This is a genomic window from Cellulomonas denverensis (genome assembly GCF_012396125.1).
Lineage (GTDB): Bacteria > Actinomycetota > Actinomycetes > Actinomycetales > Cellulomonadaceae > Cellulomonas > Cellulomonas denverensis.
The window spans coordinates 1-17,105 of sequence record NZ_JAAXOX010000002.1 but is presented as its reverse complement, the minus strand read 5'-3'; the positions used below and the strand labels follow the sequence as shown (position 1 = coordinate 17,105).

13 protein-coding genes are annotated in these 17,105 nt (G+C 72.6%); 6 read left to right on the top strand and 7 right to left on the bottom strand.

The features are described 5' to 3' along the window. Position 1: 1 nt before the first annotated feature. From HGA03_RS03875 to HGA03_RS03860, 4 genes are all read right to left on the bottom strand, one after another. Entirely contained in the window at positions 2-1,804 is a 1,803-nt protein-coding gene (locus HGA03_RS03875; protein WP_168628940.1) for an ABC transporter ATP-binding protein, read from the bottom strand. Continuing rightward, positions 1,801-3,684 (bottom strand): ABC transporter ATP-binding protein, encoded by a 1,884-nt coding sequence (locus HGA03_RS03870; protein WP_168628939.1) that lies wholly within the window; start codon positions 3,682-3,684, stop codon positions 1,801-1,803. The genes HGA03_RS03875 and HGA03_RS03870 overlap by 4 nt, the downstream gene beginning before the upstream one ends. Positions 3,685-3,825: 141 nt before the next feature. Beyond that, positions 3,826-5,319 (bottom strand): 30S ribosomal protein S1, encoded by a 1,494-nt coding sequence (gene rpsA, locus HGA03_RS03865; protein WP_168628938.1) that lies wholly within the window; start codon positions 5,317-5,319, stop codon positions 3,826-3,828. A gap of 258 nt (positions 5,320-5,577) precedes the next feature. Further along, a complete protein-coding gene (locus tag HGA03_RS03860; RefSeq protein WP_168628937.1) occupies positions 5,578-6,603 on the bottom strand; it encodes a 6-phosphofructokinase in 1,026 nt (341 codons plus the stop codon). Positions 6,604-6,768: 165 nt separating this feature from the next. Between HGA03_RS03860 and HGA03_RS03855 the strand changes: the two genes are divergently transcribed. After that, positions 6,769-7,566, top strand: a complete 798-nt coding sequence (locus tag HGA03_RS03855; RefSeq protein WP_168629470.1) for a class I SAM-dependent methyltransferase — start codon at positions 6,769-6,771, stop codon at positions 7,564-7,566. Between the two features lie 87 nt (positions 7,567-7,653). On the opposite strand, the gene HGA03_RS03850 is transcribed toward HGA03_RS03855, so the two are convergent. Both HGA03_RS03850 and polA read right to left on the bottom strand, forming a co-directional pair. Further along, positions 7,654-8,811, bottom strand: a complete 1,158-nt coding sequence (locus tag HGA03_RS03850; protein WP_168628936.1) for a glycine-rich protein — start codon at positions 8,809-8,811, stop codon at positions 7,654-7,656. Positions 8,812-8,909: 98 nt separating this feature from the next. Then, on the bottom strand, positions 8,910-11,630 hold the full coding sequence (gene polA / locus HGA03_RS03845) for a DNA polymerase I (RefSeq protein WP_168628935.1): 2,721 nt from the start codon (positions 11,628-11,630) through the stop codon (positions 8,910-8,912). On the opposite strand from polA, the gene HGA03_RS03840 reads away from it, so the two are divergent. Further along, the gene (locus HGA03_RS03840; protein WP_168628934.1) at positions 11,629-12,054 is read left to right on the top strand and encodes a PaaI family thioesterase; all 426 of its coding nucleotides are present in this window, start codon (positions 11,629-11,631) and stop codon (positions 12,052-12,054) included. The genes polA and HGA03_RS03840 overlap by 2 nt on opposite strands. Here HGA03_RS03840 and HGA03_RS03835 read toward each other — a convergent pair. Continuing rightward, the gene (locus tag HGA03_RS03835; protein WP_239073455.1) at positions 11,964-12,572 is read right to left on the bottom strand and encodes a GNAT family N-acetyltransferase; all 609 of its coding nucleotides are present in this window, start codon (positions 12,570-12,572) and stop codon (positions 11,964-11,966) included. The genes HGA03_RS03840 and HGA03_RS03835 overlap by 91 nt on opposite strands. Before the next feature lie 333 nt (positions 12,573-12,905). Between HGA03_RS03835 and HGA03_RS03830 the strand changes: the two genes are divergently transcribed. Genes HGA03_RS03830 through HGA03_RS03815 form a run of 4 tightly spaced genes read left to right on the top strand, consistent with a single transcriptional unit; the run spans position 12,906 to position 16,950 of the window. Beyond that, the gene (locus HGA03_RS03830) at positions 12,906-14,267 is read left to right on the top strand and encodes a branched-chain amino acid ABC transporter permease (RefSeq protein WP_168628932.1); all 1,362 of its coding nucleotides are present in this window, start codon (positions 12,906-12,908) and stop codon (positions 14,265-14,267) included. Between the two features lie 10 nt (positions 14,268-14,277). Then, complete coding sequence (locus tag HGA03_RS03825) at positions 14,278-15,264, top strand: branched-chain amino acid ABC transporter permease (protein WP_168628931.1); 987 nt, start codon at positions 14,278-14,280, stop codon at positions 15,262-15,264. Then, positions 15,254-16,156, top strand: coding sequence for an ABC transporter ATP-binding protein (locus HGA03_RS03820; protein ID WP_168628930.1), 903 nt, complete (start codon positions 15,254-15,256; stop codon positions 16,154-16,156). The genes HGA03_RS03825 and HGA03_RS03820 overlap by 11 nt, the downstream gene beginning before the upstream one ends. Then, positions 16,156-16,950, top strand: a complete 795-nt coding sequence (locus HGA03_RS03815) for an ABC transporter ATP-binding protein (protein ID WP_168628929.1) — start codon at positions 16,156-16,158, stop codon at positions 16,948-16,950. The genes HGA03_RS03820 and HGA03_RS03815 overlap by 1 nt, the downstream gene beginning before the upstream one ends. Positions 16,951-17,105 lie beyond the last annotated feature (155 nt).

Below are 17,105 nucleotides of genomic sequence, written 5' to 3'. Positions count from 1 at the left end.
TTCACCGGGTCTGCGCGACCCAGGCCGCGTGCATCGAGGCGTAGACGCCCTCGCCGGTGACCAGGGCGTCGTGTGGGCCGAACTCGACCACCCGGCCGGCGTCGACCACCACCACCAGGTCGGCGGCCTCGGCGGTGGACAGCCGGTGCGCGATGGTGATGGTGGACCGGCCGGTGGTCAGCGAGTCCAGCGCCCGGGCGATCCGGACCTCGGTGGCCGGGTCCACCGCGGAGGTGGCCTCGTCCAGGACCAGCAGGTCGGCGTCGGCCAGGTAGGCCCGGGTCAGCGCGACCAGCTGGCGCTCCCCCGCGGACAGCGACTCGCCGCGCTGGCCGACCGGGGTGTCCAGCCCGGCCGACAGCTCGTCCAGCCACCCGGTCAGGCCCAGTTCGGCCAGCGCCGAGCGCAGGGTTTCTGGGTCCGGCCGGTCGCCGTCGCGCAGCCCGTAGGCCAGGTTCTCGGCCAGGGTCGCGTCGAACAGGAAGCCCTCCTGGGGCACCATCACCACCCGGCGGCGCAGGTCCTCGGTCCGGATCCGGCGCAGGTCGGTGCCGTCCAGCCGCACGCTGCCGTCCACCGGGTCCATCAGCCGGGTGACCAGCTTGGCGATCGTGGTCTTGCCGGAGCCGGTCGCCCCGACCACGGCGACCGAGCGGCCCGCGGGCAGGGTGAGGTCGACCTCGTGCAGCACGGTGGGCCCGCCGGGGTAGGCGAAGCGCACCCCGTCCAGTTCCACCTGCGCCGGGCCGCGCGGCGAGGGCACTCCGGCCGGGCCGGGATCGGCGACCTGCACCGGGGTGTCGATGATGCCGAGCACCCGGCGCCAGCCCGCCACCGCGTTCTGCAGTTCGTTCAGCACCTCGGTGGCCTGCTGCACCGGGCCGGTGAACAGCTGGACCAGGAACAGGAAGGCCAGCAGCTTGCCGGGGGTCAGCCCGCCGCCGATCCCGAGGTAGGTGCCGACCACGACCACCGCGGCCAGCACCAGGTTCGCGACCAGCACGCCGGAGGAGAACACCAGCGAGACGGTGTTCTGCGCCCGCACCTGCGCATTGCGGGTGTCGGCCACCCGGGCGTCGATCTTGCGCTGGGTCCGGCGCTGGACACCGTAGGCGCGGATCGTCTCGGCACCGACCACCGCCTCGGAGACCGCGCCCAGCATCGCGCCGACCCGTTCCCGGACCCGGGTGTAGGCGGCATTCACCTTCTTCTGCAGCGGGTGCAGCGCGATCGCCAGCGGCAGGAAGCACAGCCAGACCAGCAGGGCGAGCTGCCAGGAGTAGATCGCCATCAGCACCGTGGCGACGCCGACCTGCAGCACCGAGACGACCAGCATGATGCCGCCCCACTGCACGAACAGGGAGATGGTGTCGACGTCGCTGGTCACCCGGGACACCAGCGACCCGCGCCGCTCGGTGTTCTGGGTCAGCACCGACAGGTCGTGCACGTGCCGGAACGCCCGCACCCGCAGCTCGGCCAGCCCTGCCTCCGACGCCTTGAACAGCCGGATGTTGACCGCGGCCGAGCACAGACCGCCCAGCACCAGCGCGAGCACCGCCCCGGTGGCCAGCAGCAGGACCCGGTCCAGGTCCGGGCCACCGCGGGCCAGGATCCCGGTGTCGATGGTCTGCTGCACCGCGATCGGCACCACGACCTTGCCGCCGGCCGCCAGCACCGCCAGCAGGAAGGTGATCCCGATCCCCTGCACCAGCTGCGGCGAGACCTGCACGCCGCGGCGCAGGGTGCCGAGCACCCCGAGCTGGTCGGTGTCGCCGAGGGTGTGGCTCTGCTCCCGGGCGCTCATCGGTTCCCTCCGGTCGTCGCCTCGTCGTCCAGGGCATCCGCCCGGGCCTGGGCACGGCGCTCGGACTCGGCCTCGTAGGCGGTCGCCAGCGCCCGGTAGCCGGGGTCACGTTCCAGCAGCTCACCGTGGGTGCCGTGGTCGACCACCCGGCCGGACTCCAGGTGCAGCACCTCGTCGGCGAGGGCGACCGAGCTCATCCGGTAGGCCACCAGCAGCACGGTCGGGCCGGCGCCGCCGGTGTGGTCGCGCAACCCGGTGAGGATGTCCCGCTCGACCCGGGGGTCCACCGCGCTGGTCGCGTCGTCCAGGATCAGCAGCCGGGGCCGGCGGACCAGCGCCCGGGCGATCGCCAGCCGCTGCCTCTGCCCGCCGGACAGGTTGGAGCCGCGCTCCCCCAGTGGCGCGTCCAGGCCACCGGGGAGCGCCCGGACCACGCCGTCCACCCGGGCCAGCCGCAGCGCGTCCCACACCTCGTCGTCGCTCGGCGCTCCGGAGTCGCCCGGGTCGGCCAGCGTGACGTTGCCGCGCACGGTGTCCTCGAAGATGAAGGTCTGCTGCCCGACCAGCACCACCTGGTCGGTCAGGTCGCCGGGGTCCAGCTCGCGCACGTCGGTGCCGTCCACCTCGATCCGGCCGGTGGTCGGATCGGACAGCCGCGGCACCAGGGAGACCAGCGTGGTCTTGCCGGCACCGGTCGGCCCGACCACCGCAACCACCCGGCCCGGGGCGATGTCGACGTCCACCTCCCGCAGGATCGGCACCGGACCGGCCGGACCCGGCACCTGGACCCCGACCCCGGTCATCCGCAGGGCGGCCCCGCCGGGGGTGCGCGGCAGCGGCGCGGTGCCCGGCGGCAGCTCGCCCTCGGCGTCCACCACCCGGGCCAGTCGCTCCTGGCCGACCAGGGCGCGTGGCAGATCGCCCAGCACCCAGCCGAAGGCCCGCACCGGCACCGCCATCAGGGTCAGCAGGTAGGCCGCGGACACGATGTCACCGGTGTTCACCGCACCGGTCCGGGCCCGCCAGACCCCGACCACCAGCACCAGCAGGGAGCCGAGACTCGGCAGCATGTCAATCACCGGGTCGAAGTACGCCCGCACCACCCCGACCCGGACGTTCGCCGCCCGGAGCTGGTCGGCGTGCTCGGCGAACCGGTGCTCCTCCCGGTCCTCGGTGCCCAGCGACTTGACCAGCAGCGCGGCCTCGAAGGACTCGTGCGCGTTGTCGGCGACCTCGGCCCGCAGCTCCTGGGCCCGGGTGACCGCCGGGGACATCTTCCGCTGGAAGATCACGTTCGCGATCACGGCCAGCGGCAGCACGATCAGCGCCGCCACCGCCAGATACGGGTCGGTGGTGAACAGCGCCACCGCGGCCACGCCGATCATCACCACCACGCCGAGCGCGAACGGCAGCGGATTGAACACGTTGGTCGCCGCCTCGACGTCCGAGGACGCATTCGACAGCAGCTGGCCGGTGGGGTGCCGCCGGTGCCAGGACATCGGCAGCGCGAGGTACTGCCGGGTCACGCCCCGCCGCCACATCGCCTGCTGGTCGGACACGCCCATCCCGGCGAACACCCGGCGACCGGCCACCGACAACGCCAGGGACAGTGCGACCAGGGCGAGCGCGCCACCGGCCCACCAGATCCGGCCCCGGGCCACCGCGTCGCCGTCCAGTGCGGGCACCACCACGGTGTCGGTCACCCAGCCCAGCACCCGGCTGACCGCCACGGTGAAGGCGCCGAACGCGGCCGAGGTGCCGATCGCGAGGACGTAGGTGCCGGGCTGCGAGGCAATGCCCCGGCCGAGCAGCAGGGCCGACCGGCGGGTCACCGAACCGGTCAGGGTGGCGGGGCGGCGCGGGGTGGAGCGCGGGGGCACGACGGACCTCTCTGCGGCAGCGGGGAACGGCTCAGGATCTTCTCATGCAGGTCGGACAGCGGGTCGCCGTGGTCCGGAGAACGGCCGAGGGGCCGGTCACCCGCAGGTGACCGGCCCCTCGGACCGTGATGTGCGTTCCGGTCAGTTGCCGGTCAGCTTCTCCCGGAGAGCCGCCAGCGCCTCGTCGGAGGCGAGGGTGCCGGTGGCCTCCTGGGCCGGGGCCGAGGAGTAGGAGCTGGACGAGGTGGAAGCGGACGAGCTCGAGGACGAGCCGGCCACCTCACCCGCGGCGGCCTCGGCGTCAGCCTTGGTCGCGTCCAGGACCTGCTTGCGGTGGGCCTCCCAGCGAGCGTGCGCCTCGGCGTACTGCGCCTCCCAGGCCTCACGCTGCGCGTCGAAGCCCTCGAGCCACTCGTTGGTGGTCGGGTCGAAGCCCTCGGGGTACTTGTAGTTCCCCTCGTCGTCGTACTCGGCCGCCATGCCGTACAGCGCCGGGTCGAAGTCCTCGGAGGTCGGGTCGAAGCCCTCGTTCGCCTGCTTCAGCGACAGCGAGATCCGGCGGCGGTCCAGGTCGATGTCGATGACCTTGACGAACACGTCGTCGCCGACCTGCACGACCTGCTCCGGGACCTCCACGTGGCGGACGGCCAGCTCGGAGATGTGCACCAGGCCCTCGATGCCGTCCTCGACGCGCACGAACGCACCGAACGGCACCAGCTTGGTGACCTTGCCCGGGACGACCTGGCCGATGGCGTGGGTCCGGGCGAAGGCCTGCCACGGGTCCTCCTGGGTCGCCTTCAGCGACAGCGAGACCCGCTCGCGGTCGAAGTCGACGTCCAGCACCTCGACGGTGACCTCCTGGCCGACCTCGACGACCTCGGAGGGGTGGTCGATGTGCTTCCAGGACAGCTCGGAGACGTGCACCAGACCGTCGACGCCACCCAGGTCCACGAAGGCACCGAAGTTGACGATGGAGGAGACCACACCGGGGCGGACCTGGCCCTTCTGCAGGGTCTGCAGGAAGGTGGAGCGGACCTCGGACTGGGTCTGCTCGAGCCAGGCGCGGCGGGACAGGACCACGTTGTTGCGGTTCTTGTCCAGCTCGATGATCTTGGCCTCGATCTCCTTGCCCACGTAGGGCGCGAGGTCGCGGACACGACGCATCTCCACCAGCGAGGCGGGCAGGAAGCCGCGCAGGCCGATGTCGAGGATGAGGCCGCCCTTGACGACCTCGATGACGGTGCCGGTGACGACGCCGTCCTCCTCCTTGATCTTCTCGATCGTGCCCCAGGCGCGCTCGTACTGGGCGCGCTTCTTGGACAGGATCAGGCGACCCTCCTTGTCCTCCTTCTGGAGGACCAGGGCCTCGACCTCGTCGCCGACCTGGACGACCTCACCGGGGTCGACGTCGTGCTTGATCGACAGCTCCCGGGACGGGATGACGCCCTCGGTCTTGTAGCCGATGTCCAGCAGGACCTCGTCCCGGTCGACCTTGACGATCGTGCCCTCGACGATGTCGCCATCGTTGAAGTACTTGATCGTGGCGTCGACGGCGGCGAGGAAGTCCTCGGCGGAGCCGATGTCGTTGACCGCGACCTGCGGCGTGCCGGACTTGGCGGGGGTGGAGATGCTCATGTAGGGGTGGGCTCCGATGCGGACAGAGACGTTGTGCGGACAGGAAACCGGACATCCCGCCCCAGGGCGGTGACCGGGTGTACAACTGGTCGAGCCGGCGGGCGGCCCCGTGCGGTTTCACCCGCGCGGGCACGCGACACCGTCGACCATCCTACCGGCCGGTTTGACAAGGGGTCAAAGCGATCGGCGGACAGCAGGACACCCCGGCCCCGCGGGTCGGTGCTCCGCGGGTCCGGGGTGTGCTGACGGCGTGTTCGCTCAGGCCAGGGCCCGGGCCACATCCAGCAGACCCGTCGGCACGTGCTTGACCTTGCCGGCGATCTCACTGAGCGGGATCAGGGCGATGTCCTCCCCGCGCAGTGCGGTCATCACGTTGGTCTCGCCGCGGCTGATCGCGTCGATGGCGGCCACGCCGAACCGGCTGCCGAGAATCCGGTCGGCCGGCACCGGGGACCCACCGCGCTGGACGTGACCCAACACGGTGACCCGGGTGTCGAATCCGGTGCGCTGCTCGATCTCGTACTTGACCCGCTCGCCGATCGCACCGGCCACGATCTCACCGAACTTGCCCACCGGCGCCTCGTAGGACATCGAGGTGCCCTCGGCCGGGATCGCACCCTCGGCGACCACCACGATCGAGAAGTTCGCGTGCGCCCGGTGGCGGTGCTTGAGGAACTTGACCACCTTGTCGATGTCGAAGGGCTCCTCCGGCGCCAGTACCAACTCCGCGCCACCGGCGATCCCGGCGGTCACCGCGATCCAGCCCGCGGACCGGCCCATCACCTCGACGATCATCACGCGGTTGTGCGACTCGGCGGTGGTGTGCACCCGGTCGATCGCCTCGGTCGCGATCTCGACCGCGGTGTCGAAGCCGATCGAGCGGTCGGTGCCCCACACGTCGTTGTCGATCGTCTTCGGGATCGCGACGATCTTGACGCCGGCCTCGGCGACCTTGGACGCCGCGTGCAGCGTGCCGTCGCCACCGATGCAGATCAGCGCCTCGATCCGCTCCGCCTCCAGGGTGGACAGCACCGCGTCGATGCCGCCGTCCGAGGAGTGCGGGTGGAACCGGGCCGTGCCCAGCAGGGTGCCGCCCACCGGCAGCACGTTGCGGATGTGGTTGCGGGACAGCGGGAAGATGTCGCCGTCGACCACGCCGCGCCAGCCGTTCCGGAACCCGATGATGGAGTGGCCGTACTCGCCCTCCCCACGCTTGACCACGGCACGGATCGCGGCGTTCAGGCCCGGGACGTCGCCGCCACCGGTGAGCAGTCCGACTCGCACGCTGAAGTCTCCTTCATCATCAGGGGGAGGATGCCCGTGCTGCGGCGCGCGGGCATGACCAGGCTATCCGCAGGGGCCCGGGACGCGCTGAGTCGGAGGTCCCGCGGCGCGCCGTGATCTACCGTCGGGCGGGTGAATCCCTCTGCGCCCGACCAGCCCGGACCGATGGCCGACGCCGGGTACCGCGACGTGCCCGACTCCGCCGCCACCGGTGCCGGGCGGCTGTGGTGGGACGCGAACGCGGCCGACTACCTGGACGAACACGGCGGGTTCCTGGGCGACGACGACTTCTGCTGGTGCCCGGAGGGGCTGCGCGAGGCGGACGCCCGGCTGCTCGGCGAGGTGCGCGGGCGGCGGGTGCTGGAGGTCGGCTCGGGGGCCGCGCAGTGCTCGCGCTGGCTGGCCGGGCGGGGGGCGCAGGTCGTGGCGACGGACGTGTCCGGGGCGATGCTGGCCGCCGCGGCCCGGATCGACGCGGGGCGTGCGGGCGACGTGGTGCCGCTGGTGCAGGCCGATGCCCGGGCGCTGCCGTTCCCGGACGGCAGCTTCGACGCCGTGTTCACCGCCTACGGGGCGATCCCGTTCGTGCCGGATGCCGACCGGGTGCACGCCGAGGCGTTCCGGGTGCTGCGGCCCGGCGGGGTGTGGGTGTGCTCGGTGACGCACCCGATCCGGTGGGCCTTCCCGGACGACCCCTCCGAGCGTGGGCTGACCGCCGACCGGTCCTACTTCGACCGGCGACCGTACGTCGAGCTGGACGCGGCCGGCCGGGTGCTCTACGCCGAGTACCACCGCACGCTCGGTGACCACGTGGCCGAGCTGGTCGGCGCGGGCTTCGTGCTGGACCGGCTGGTGGAACCCGAGTGGCCGGCCGGGCACGACCGCACCTGGGGCGGCTGGAGCCGGATCCGCGGCGAGCGGATTCCCGGCACGGCGATCCTGGTGGCGCACCGGCCCGGGTAACCCGCGGGAACCGCTGGGCGGCGCTCACGGTGGGGGGTGCGGCGCGGAACCGGGGTGACCGGCAGAGCACCCGCGGGCAGGGTGGCGCTACCGGGTCCGGTCCCGCGGTTCGCGCCGGGCGCCGAACGCGAGCAACCCGCCCGTCCCGAGCATGAGCAGAGCGAGGGCCAGCCCGCGGCGGGAGTTGCTGCCACTGTCTGCCAGGCGGGCGCCGCCGGCGGTGGACTCCGGCGCTGCGACGGGTGCTGCCGGGGCCTGAGGGACCACCGGCGTACCGGGGTCGGCCGGCACCGGCGGGGTCGGGGTCTGGGTCGGGCACCCACCGGCGACGAACACCAGCTGCGCCGAGCCGTCGCCGGGGGCCTGCGCCACGCTGACCGCACCACCGGCGGGCGTCAGGCTGGAACCGCCACCGCCCCCACCGCCGCCATTCGCCTCTCGGGGTGCGGCGGCTCCGCCGCCACCGCCGACCGCACCCGCGCCGCCGCCACCACCGGAGCCGCCGTGCGGGTCACCCGTGGTGTCGCCGCCGGCACCCCCCACGGAGCCCTGTGCGTCGCCGCCGTCCTCGCCGTTCGGCCCGGGGTCGGTGACCACCGGGGCATTGACACCACCGAGCCCGCCCTGACCACCGGACAGCCCGCCGGCCCCGCCGGGAAAGAGGCCGTCGTAGAGCGGGCTGGTCTCGCCCGGATCGCCGGTCAGACCCGCGTCGCCACCGGAGGCCGGGTCGTCGAAGAAGGAGAAGGCCGCCCCGCCGCCACCGCCTGCGATCACCAGCTCGGCACCGTTGAGGGTGACGGTGGTGCGGCCGCCACCGGCACCGGCCGCGTTCCCTCGGGAGTCGGGATCGCCGGGGTCGTACGCGCCCGCATCGCCCCCGCCGCCGTAGCCACCGGCCCCGTCGCCGTTCGCCGGGCTGCCCTGCCCACCGACGTCGATGCCGAGCACGTCACCCTCGGCCACGGTGACGGTGGCGGTGACCACGGCGCCCAGTCCCCCGGTGCTGACGTCCGGGTCGACACCGTCGCCGCCGCTCGCACCCACGGCGGTGATGCTCAGGGAGCAGTAGCCCGCCGGGACTTCGACCACCTCGGCCGCGCCGGTGAACGCGTAGTCCAGCTCCAGGTCACCGACGGCAGCCGATGCCGGGAGCGCCGCTGCCACGGCCAGCACCCCCGCCGCGCCGACAGTCAGGGCGACGCCGCAGCGGCGACGACGGGACGCGCGGGCGACGACGGGCATACCGGACACGGTCCGCCCGGCTCGACGACGGTGTCAAGCTGGGCCAGGGCCCGACGGCACTCCCCCTAGTGACCAGCTAGTGACCAGCTAGGGACCGGCTAGTGACCGGCGCTGTGCCAGCTGTCCCCCACGCCGACCGAGACGTCCAACGGCACGTCGAGCTGGTAGGCGCTGCCCATCTGTTCCCGGACCAGCGCCTCGACCGCGTCCCGCTCGCCGGGGGCGACCTCCAGCACCAGCTCGTCGTGCACCTGGAGCAGCATCCGGCTGGCCAGCTTCTGCTCGGTGAGCTCACGCTGCACGCCGAGCATGGCGAGCTTGATGATGTCGGCGGCCGACCCCTGGATCGGGGCGTTCAGCGCCATCCGCTCGGCGGACTCGCGGCGGATCCGGTTGTCGCTGGTCAGGTCGGGCAGGTAGCGGCGCCGGCCCAGGATGGTGGCGGTGTAACCGACCCCACGGGCCTCCTGCGCCACGGTGCCCAGGTAGTCGCGCACGCCGCCGAACCGGTGGAAGTAGTCCTCCATCAACGCCGCCGCCTCGCCGACGGCGATGTTGAGCTGCTGGGACAGCCCGAAGGACGACAGCCCGTAGGCCAGCCCATAGCTCATCGCCTTGATCTTGGACCGCTGGGCGCTGGTGACCTGGTCGGTGGGGACGCCGAACACCCGCGAGCCGACGTAGCTGTGCAGGTCCTCGCCGCCGCGGAACGCCTCGATCAGTCCCTCGTCGCCGGACAGGTGCGCCATGATCCGCATCTCGATCTGCGAGTAGTCCGCGGTGAGCAGCGTCTCGTAGCCCTCGCCGACCACGAAGGCCCGCCGGATCTGGCGGCCGGCCTCGGTGCGGATCGGGATGTTCTGCAGGTTCGGGTCGGTGGAGGACAACCGGCCGGTGGCGGCGATGGTCTGCTGGAAGGTGGTGTGGATCCGGCCGTCCGGGGCGACCGAGCGGAGCAGGCCCTCGACCGTCTGGCGCAGCTTGATCGCGTCCCGGTGCGCCAGCAGGGCGGCCAGGAACGGGTGCTGGGTCTTGGTGAACAGGTCGGCCAGTGCAGCGGCGTCGGTGGTGTATCCGGTCTTGGTCTTCTTGGTCTTCGGCATGTCCAGCTGCTCGAACAGGACCTCCTGCAGCTGCTTGGGCGAACCGAGGTTCACCTCACGGCCGATCGCGTCGTAGGCCTCACCGGCCGCGCGCTGGACCACCGCGTCGTACTGCTGCTCCAGCTCGCCGAGGTAGCCGGTGTCCACCGCGATGCCGACGTGCTCCATCCCGGCCAGCACCCGCTCCAGCGGCAGCTCGACGTCGGCAAGCAGGTGGGTGGCCCCGCGGTCGTCGAGCTCGCGCTGCAGCACCTCGGCCAGGTCGAGCACCGCCGCGGCCCGGATCGCCCCGCGCTCGTGCTCCTGGTTGCCGTCCAGGCCCAGGTCCAGGGCGCCCTGCGGCTCGTCCTTCTCCGCCGGGGTCAGCTCGCGGTGCAGGTAGGCCATCGCCAAGTCGGCCAGGTCGTAGCCGCGCCGTTCCGGCTGGCACAGGTACGCGCCGAGCTCGGTGTCGAAGACCACGCCGGACAGCGTCATGCCGCGCGAGATCAGCGCGTGCCAGGCCTCCTTGGCGGCGTGCACCACCTTCGGCTGGGCCTCGTCCGCCAGCCACGCGGTGAGCGCCGACTCGTCCGCCGGGTCGATCCGCAGCAGGTCGTAGGCCACCGCCTCGCCGCCCGCGGACAGCGCGATCCCCCAGGCGTCGCCGCCGGCCGGGGCGTGCGAGCCCTGGACGTCGACACCGGTGCGCTGCCCGGCATGTGTGGCCAGCCACTGCGCCAGGCCACCGTCGGCCGGGGTGACCAGCTCCGGTCCCGCGCTGCCGAGCGGCTCGTCCACCGGCCCGGCCGGTCCGCCGTCGTCGCCCGGGGCCACCGCCAGCAGCCGCTCGCGCAGCTGACCGCGGAACTCCAGCTCCTCCAGCAGCTCCAGCACGGCGGGCCGGTCCCAGGGCCGGCGGATCAGGTCCTCCGGGCCGAGCGGCAGTTCCAGGTCGTCGACCAGGCGGTTCAGCTCCCGGTTCAGCACCACCTGGTCCAGGTTCGCCCGCAGCGACTCCCCCGCCTTGCCCTTGATGTCACCGGCGTGCGCGACCACCCCGTCCAGGCCGTCGTAGGCGGTGACCCACTTCGCGGCGGTCTTCGGGCCGACCCCCGGCACGCCCGGCAGGTTGTCCGAGGACTCCCCGACCAGGGCGGCGATGTCCGGGTAGCGCGCGGGCGGCACGCCGTACTTGGCCTCCACCGCCTCCGGGGTCATCCGGGCCAGCTCGGAGACGCCGCGCACCGGGTAGAGCACGGTGACGTCCTCGGTGACCACCTGCAGCGCGTCGCGGTCGCCGGTGCAGACCAGCACCTGCATCCCGGCGTTCGCGCCCTGCCGGGACAGCGTGGCCAGGATGTCGTCGGCCTCGTAGTCGGGCTTGGTCAGCACCGGGATGTGCATCGCGTCCAGCAGGGTCCGGATCACGTCGACCTGGCCGCGGAACGGCTCCGGAGAAGCGTCCCGGGTGGCCTTGTACTCGGGGTAGCGCTCGGTGCGGAACGTGACCCGCCCCAGGTCGAAGGCCACCGCGACGTGGGTGGGCTCCTCGTCGCGCAGCAGGTTCGCCAGCATGGACGCGAAGCCGAAGACCGCGTTGGTCGGCTGTCCGGTCACGGTGGCGAAGTTCTCCACCGGGAGGGCGAAGAAGGCGCGGTAGGCCATCGAGTGGCCGTCCACCAGCAGGAGTCGTGGTCGCGTCGCAGCAGTCACGGGTGACAACCTATCCGCCATGGCTGACAGCGCACCCACCACGCCCCCCGCCCCCGCGTTCCCCGACCACACGCTGATGACCCGGATGGGCATGACGCTGGACGAGGTCGGCGCCGACCGCACGGTCGGGCGGATGCCGGTGGCCGGGAACACCCAGCCCTTCGGCCTGCTGCACGGTGGGGCGAGCGCCGCGCTGGCGGAGACGCTCGGGTCCTACGCGGCCAATGTGCACGCCGAGCAGTACGGCCGCCGTGCGGTCGGGATCGAACTGAGCGCCACCCACCACCGGTCGGCGACCGACGGCGAGGTGATCGGCACCGCCACCGCCGTGCACCGCGGCCGGTCGCTGGCGACCTACGAGGTGGTGGTCGAGGACCCGCGCGGCCGCCGGGTCTGCACCGCCCGGCTGACCTGCATGCTGATCGAGGCCAGCCCGGAGAGCTGATACTCCGCGCGGCCGGCCCGGGCGGCCCGGCGGCGGGCGACCAGGTCGTCGATCCCCCGGGTGCGCGGGCCGGTCTGCTCACCGCTGAGCCGGCGCTGCAGGGTCTCCACGCTGACCACCCGGTGCGCGGCCGCCGGGGCGAAGCCGAGCCGGGACAGGAAGCGCAGCACCCCGCGGGCGCCCGGCAGCGGCACCGCGTACACCTCCACCGCGCCGACCTCCTCCGCCCGCTCGGCGATCCCGGCCAGCAGTGCGTGCCCGATCCCGCGGCGGCGCGCGGTCTCCGCGACGTACACCGCCTCGATCGCCACCGACACCTCGTCGGTGAACACACTGGGGCCGGTGACCCGGGCCAGGATCAGGCCATGCACCTGGTCGTCGAGCTCCCCGACCAGGGCGACCGCACCCGGTTCGGCGACCAGCGCACCGACCTGGTGCCGGAGCCGTTCCGGGTCGTCGGTGCACAGCTGGGATCCGAGCAGGTTCTCGGCGCGGGCGGCGAGACAGAGGTCGATCACCTGGTCCACGTCCTGTGGACGGGCGGGGCGAACGACGGCGGCAGAGCGCACGGTTCCACGACCTCCTCGATGCGGCGGGCGGACACCGGCGCAGCAGGGGCAGGCCGGGTCCACCACGGATCCCCCCGCGTGGTGCCCCGGCATCATGACAAACGTCGGGGCCCCCTGCCTAGTCACCTGAGTGGACTCAACCGGGTGCACTACGAGTCAACGCGGGCATGACCAGAAACTCATCGCCCTCAACACGACGGAAACGCCATGGACACACACCGTCCCTAGCGTCTGCCGGGTTCACAGGCCCACCGTGGCCGACCCGACCGGACGGAGGACCAGGTGCGCCCAGCCGCGACCCGGAACCGCATCCTCGCCACGCTGTCGCTGTTCGCCCTCACCCTGGTGGCCCTGCTCCTGCTGACCCCCGGCACCGCCCGCGCGGCCACCGCCGGCTGCGTGACCGACCCGGCCACCGGCTGCGTCAACGGCACGCTGACCACCGCCGACCGGCAACCGGCCGCCGGGGTGGTGCTGGAGGTCGCCGGCCCGGGCGGCACCCAGCAGGCCACCACCGGCCCGGACGGTAAGTGGTCCGTCGCGGTGACCGAGCCGGGCCAGTACACGGTGACCCTGGACGTGACCACCCTGCCGGCCGGTGAACAGCTCCGGGACCCGGACGGCAACCCGCGCACCGTGACCGTGGCGCTCGGGTCCTCGGCCGGCGCGCTGTTCGCCCTCGGTGAGCCGGCAACCGCCTCGCCCGAACCGTCGGCCTCCGCAGCACCGGACGACACCGAGGAGTCGTCCACCCCGTCGTTCTCCGGCAGCCGGCTGGCGCAGCAGGCGACCAACGGGCTGGTCTTCGGCCTGCTGCTCGCCCTCGCCTCGGTCGGGCTGTCCCTGATCTACGGCACCACCGGGCTGAGCAACTTCGCCCACGGCGAGCAGGTCACGCTGGGCGCGATCCTGGCCTACGTCGGCTGCCAGCTGCTGCACCTGCCGCTGCTGGCCTCCGGGGTGATCGCGGTGTTGCTCGGCGCCGCCTCGGGCTGGTTGCAGGACGCCGGGCTCTGGGCCCCGCTGCGCCGCCGCCGGGTCGGCACCACCCAGCAGATGATCGTCACCATCGGGCTGTCGATGGCGCTGCAGTACACCTTCCAGTTCTTCCTGGGCGGCGGGCAGCTGCGGATCGTCACCACCAACCCGACCATGCTCACCCTCGGGCCGGTCCGGATGACGCTGACCTCCCTGGTGTCCCTGCTGCTCGCGGTGCTGGTGCTCGGGGCGGTGGCGTACTTCCTGCTCGGCACCCGGATCGGCCGGGCCACCCGCGCGGTGTCGGACAACCCGGCGCTGGCCGCCGCCTCCGGCATCACGGTGAACCGGATCATCCGGCTGGTCTGGGTGCTCGGCGGGGCGCTGGCGGCCCTCGGCGGCGTCCTGATGGGCCTGTACCTGAACGCGACCAACTGGAACATGGGCGGGGCGCTGCTGCTGCTGATGTTCGCGGCGGTGACCCTCGGCGGGCTGGGCCAGGCCTTCGGCGCCCTGGTCGGCTCGATCGTGATCGGGCTGGTCGTCGAACTGTCGAACCTGGTGATCCCGAGCGACATGCGCTACGCCGGCGCGCTGCTCATCCTCATCCTCGTCCTGCTGCTGCGGCCGCAGGGCATCCTCGGCCGCGCCGAGCGGATCGGTTAGGAGCCCGACGATGGACTGGACACGCATCCTGGTGAACACCGCGGGCGAGATCTTCGCCCCGACCACCGCCGCCTACGCCCTGGCCGCGATCGGGCTGAACGTGCACTTCGGGCTGACCGGGCTGCTCAACATGGGCCAGGCCGGCTTCATGCTGATCGGCGCCTACGGCTTCGCGATCTCGACCATCGCCGGCTGGCCGCTGTGGGCCGCGGTGCTGGTCGCGCTGGCCGCGGCGGCGCTGTTCGGGCTGCTGCTCGGCATCCCGACCCTCAAGCTGCGCGGCGACTACCTGGCGATCGTCACCATCGCCGCCGCGGAGATCGTCCGGCTGGTCGGCCGGTCCACCGCACTCACCGACCTGACCGGGGCGTCCTCCGGGCTGCGCGGCAACAGCTACAAACACACCTTCACCGCCGCCTCGCCGTTCCCGGACGGCAACCTGGCGATCGGGCCGTTCGAGTACTCGCTGAACTCGTCGAACTCGTGGTGGGTCCGGATCGTCGGCTGGGCGCTGGTCGGCCTGGCCTGCCTGCTGGTCTGGCTGCTGATCCGCTCGCCCTGGGGCCGGGTGCTCAAGGGCATCCGGGAGGACGAGGACGCGGTGCGGTCGCTGGGCAAGAACGTCTACTCGTACAAGATGCAGGCGCTGGTGCTCGGCGGGGTGATCGGCGCGCTGGCCGGGATCGTGTACGTGCTCCCCCGCGCCGTGCAGCCCGACTCGATGGGCCGGCCGATGACGTTCTTCGTCTGGACGATCCTGCTGCTCGGCGGGGCGGCCACCGTGTTCGGGCCGGTGCTCGGATCGATCATCTTCTGGGTGTCGCTGATGCTGATCAAGTCGGTGATGCGCGCCGGGGTGCCCGAGTCCGTGATGCGCACCGAGCAGATCGAGCAGTTCGGCTGGGTGATCGTCGGCGTGACGCTGATGCTGCTGGTGATCTTCCGGCCACAAGGGATCCTCGGCGACAAGAAGGAGTTGGCGATCGATGTCCGCTGACCGGCCCGTGCCCTTCGCGACCACCACCAACGGGCGGGACCGGGTCACCGCCGATCTCGCCTTCGTCGAGCACACCCCCGGGGTGCCGAAACCCGACGCGATCGTGGTGGCCGACTCGGTCACCCGGCACTTCGGTGGGATGACCGCCGTCGACGTCGGGCACCTGGAGGTCCAGCGCGGCGCGATCACCGCACTGATCGGACCCAACGGTGCCGGCAAGACCACCCTGTTCAACCTGCTCACCGGCTTCGACCGGCCCTCGACCGGCACCTGGTCCTTCGACGGGACGTCACTGTCCGGGGTGTCCGCCGCCCGGGTCGCGCGCTCGGGCATGGTGCGGACGTTCCAGCTCACCAAGGCGCTCAGCCGGATGACCGTGATCGAGAACATGCGGCTCGGCGCGCGGCAGCAGCCCGGGGAGAACCTGTTCACCGCGCTGGTCCCCCCGCTGTGGCGGGCCCGGGAGCGGGAGATCACCGAGCAGGCCGAGGAACTGCTGGTCCGGTTCAAGCTGGAGACCAAGCGCGACGACTACGCCGGGTCGCTGTCCGGCGGACAGCGCAAGCTGCTGGAGATGGCCCGGGCACTGATGAGCCGGCCGACCATGGTGATGCTGGACGAGCCGATGGCCGGGGTGAACCCGGCACTGACCCAGTCGCTGCTCGGCCACATCCAGGCACTGCGCGAGGAGGGCACCACGGTGCTGTTCGTCGAGCACGACATGCACATGGTCCGGCACATCTCCGACTGGGTGGTGGTGATGGCCGAGGGCCGGATCGTCGCCGAGGGCCCACCCGAGGACGTGATGGCCGACCAGGCGGTGATCGACGCCTACCTGGGCGCCCACCACGACACCGACCTGGGCGACGACGCACTGCTGGAGGGCCTGTGATGACCGAGCTCGTGCACCGCGGCGCGCCCGAGGGCGAACCCCTGCTGGCCGCCACCGACCTGGTCGCCGGGTACCTGCCCGGCGTGAACATCCTCAACGAGTGCAACCTGGTCGTGCACCCCGGCGAGCTGGTCGGGATCATCGGCCCGAACGGTGCCGGCAAGTCGACGCTGCTCAAGGCACTGTTCGGCCTGGTCACCATCCGGTCCGGCAGCGTGGTGCTCGCCGGGGAGGACATCACCAACCACCGCGCCGACTCGCTGGTCCGCCGGGGTGTCGGCTTCGTGCCGCAGACCAACAACGTGTTCCCGTCGCTGTCCATCCAGGAGAACCTGGAGATGGGGCTGTTCCAGTCGCCGAAGCGGTTCGCCGAGCGGTTCGAGTTCATCGTCGACCTGTTCCCGGTGCTCGGCGAACGACGACGCCAACGCGCCGGGTCGCTGTCCGGCGGTGAGCGGCAGATGGTCGCGATGGCCCGGGCGCTGATGATGGATCCCCAGGTCCTGCTGCTGGACGAGCCCAGCGCCGGACTGTCCCCCGTGCGCCAGGACGAGACCTTCCTGCGCACCCGGCGGATCAACAAGGCCGGCGTCTCGGTGGTGATCGTCGAGCAGAACGCCCGCCGCTGCCTGCAGATCTGCGACCGGGCCTACGTCCTCGACCAGGGCGCCAACGCCTACTCCGGCCCCGGGCGCGAGCTGATGCACGACCCGAAGGTGATCGAGCTCTACCTCGGCACGCTGGCCACGGACGTCGAGTCCGCGGCCGCCGAGCGCCGGGCCACGGAGGGCTGAGCCCCCGGGTCGCGGGCCCCCGGACCACCGGGCCCCCGGACCACCGGGCCGCGGGGCCGCGGGGCCCTCGGACCACCGGGCCACCGGGCCACGGAGGGCTGAGCCCCCGGGTCGCGGGCCCCCGGACCACCGGGCCCCCGGACCACCGGGCCGCG

Excerpts from the sequence above, each read along its gene's own strand:
- HGA03_RS03820 (WP_168628930.1), top strand. The coding sequence starts at position 15,254 with ATGTCCGCTGACCGGCCCGTGCCCTTCGCGACCACCACCAACGGGCGG.
- HGA03_RS03855 (WP_168629470.1), top strand. The coding sequence starts at position 6,769 with ATGGCCGACGCCGGGTACCGCGACGTGCCCGACTCCGCCGCCACCGGT.
- HGA03_RS03815 (WP_168628929.1), top strand. The coding sequence starts at position 16,156 with ATGACCGAGCTCGTGCACCGCGGCGCGCCCGAGGGCGAACCCCTGCTG.
- polA (WP_168628935.1), bottom strand. The coding sequence starts at position 11,630 with ATGGCGGATAGGTTGTCACCCGTGACTGCTGCGACGCGACCACGACTC.
- rpsA (WP_168628938.1), bottom strand. The coding sequence starts at position 5,319 with ATGAGCATCTCCACCCCCGCCAAGTCCGGCACGCCGCAGGTCGCGGTC.
- HGA03_RS03825 (WP_168628931.1), top strand. The coding sequence starts at position 14,278 with ATGGACTGGACACGCATCCTGGTGAACACCGCGGGCGAGATCTTCGCC.
- HGA03_RS03840 (WP_168628934.1), top strand. The coding sequence starts at position 11,629 with ATGGCTGACAGCGCACCCACCACGCCCCCCGCCCCCGCGTTCCCCGAC.
- HGA03_RS03850 (WP_168628936.1), bottom strand. The coding sequence starts at position 8,811 with ATGCCCGTCGTCGCCCGCGCGTCCCGTCGTCGCCGCTGCGGCGTCGCC.
- HGA03_RS03875 (WP_168628940.1), bottom strand. The coding sequence starts at position 1,804 with ATGAGCGCCCGGGAGCAGAGCCACACCCTCGGCGACACCGACCAGCTC.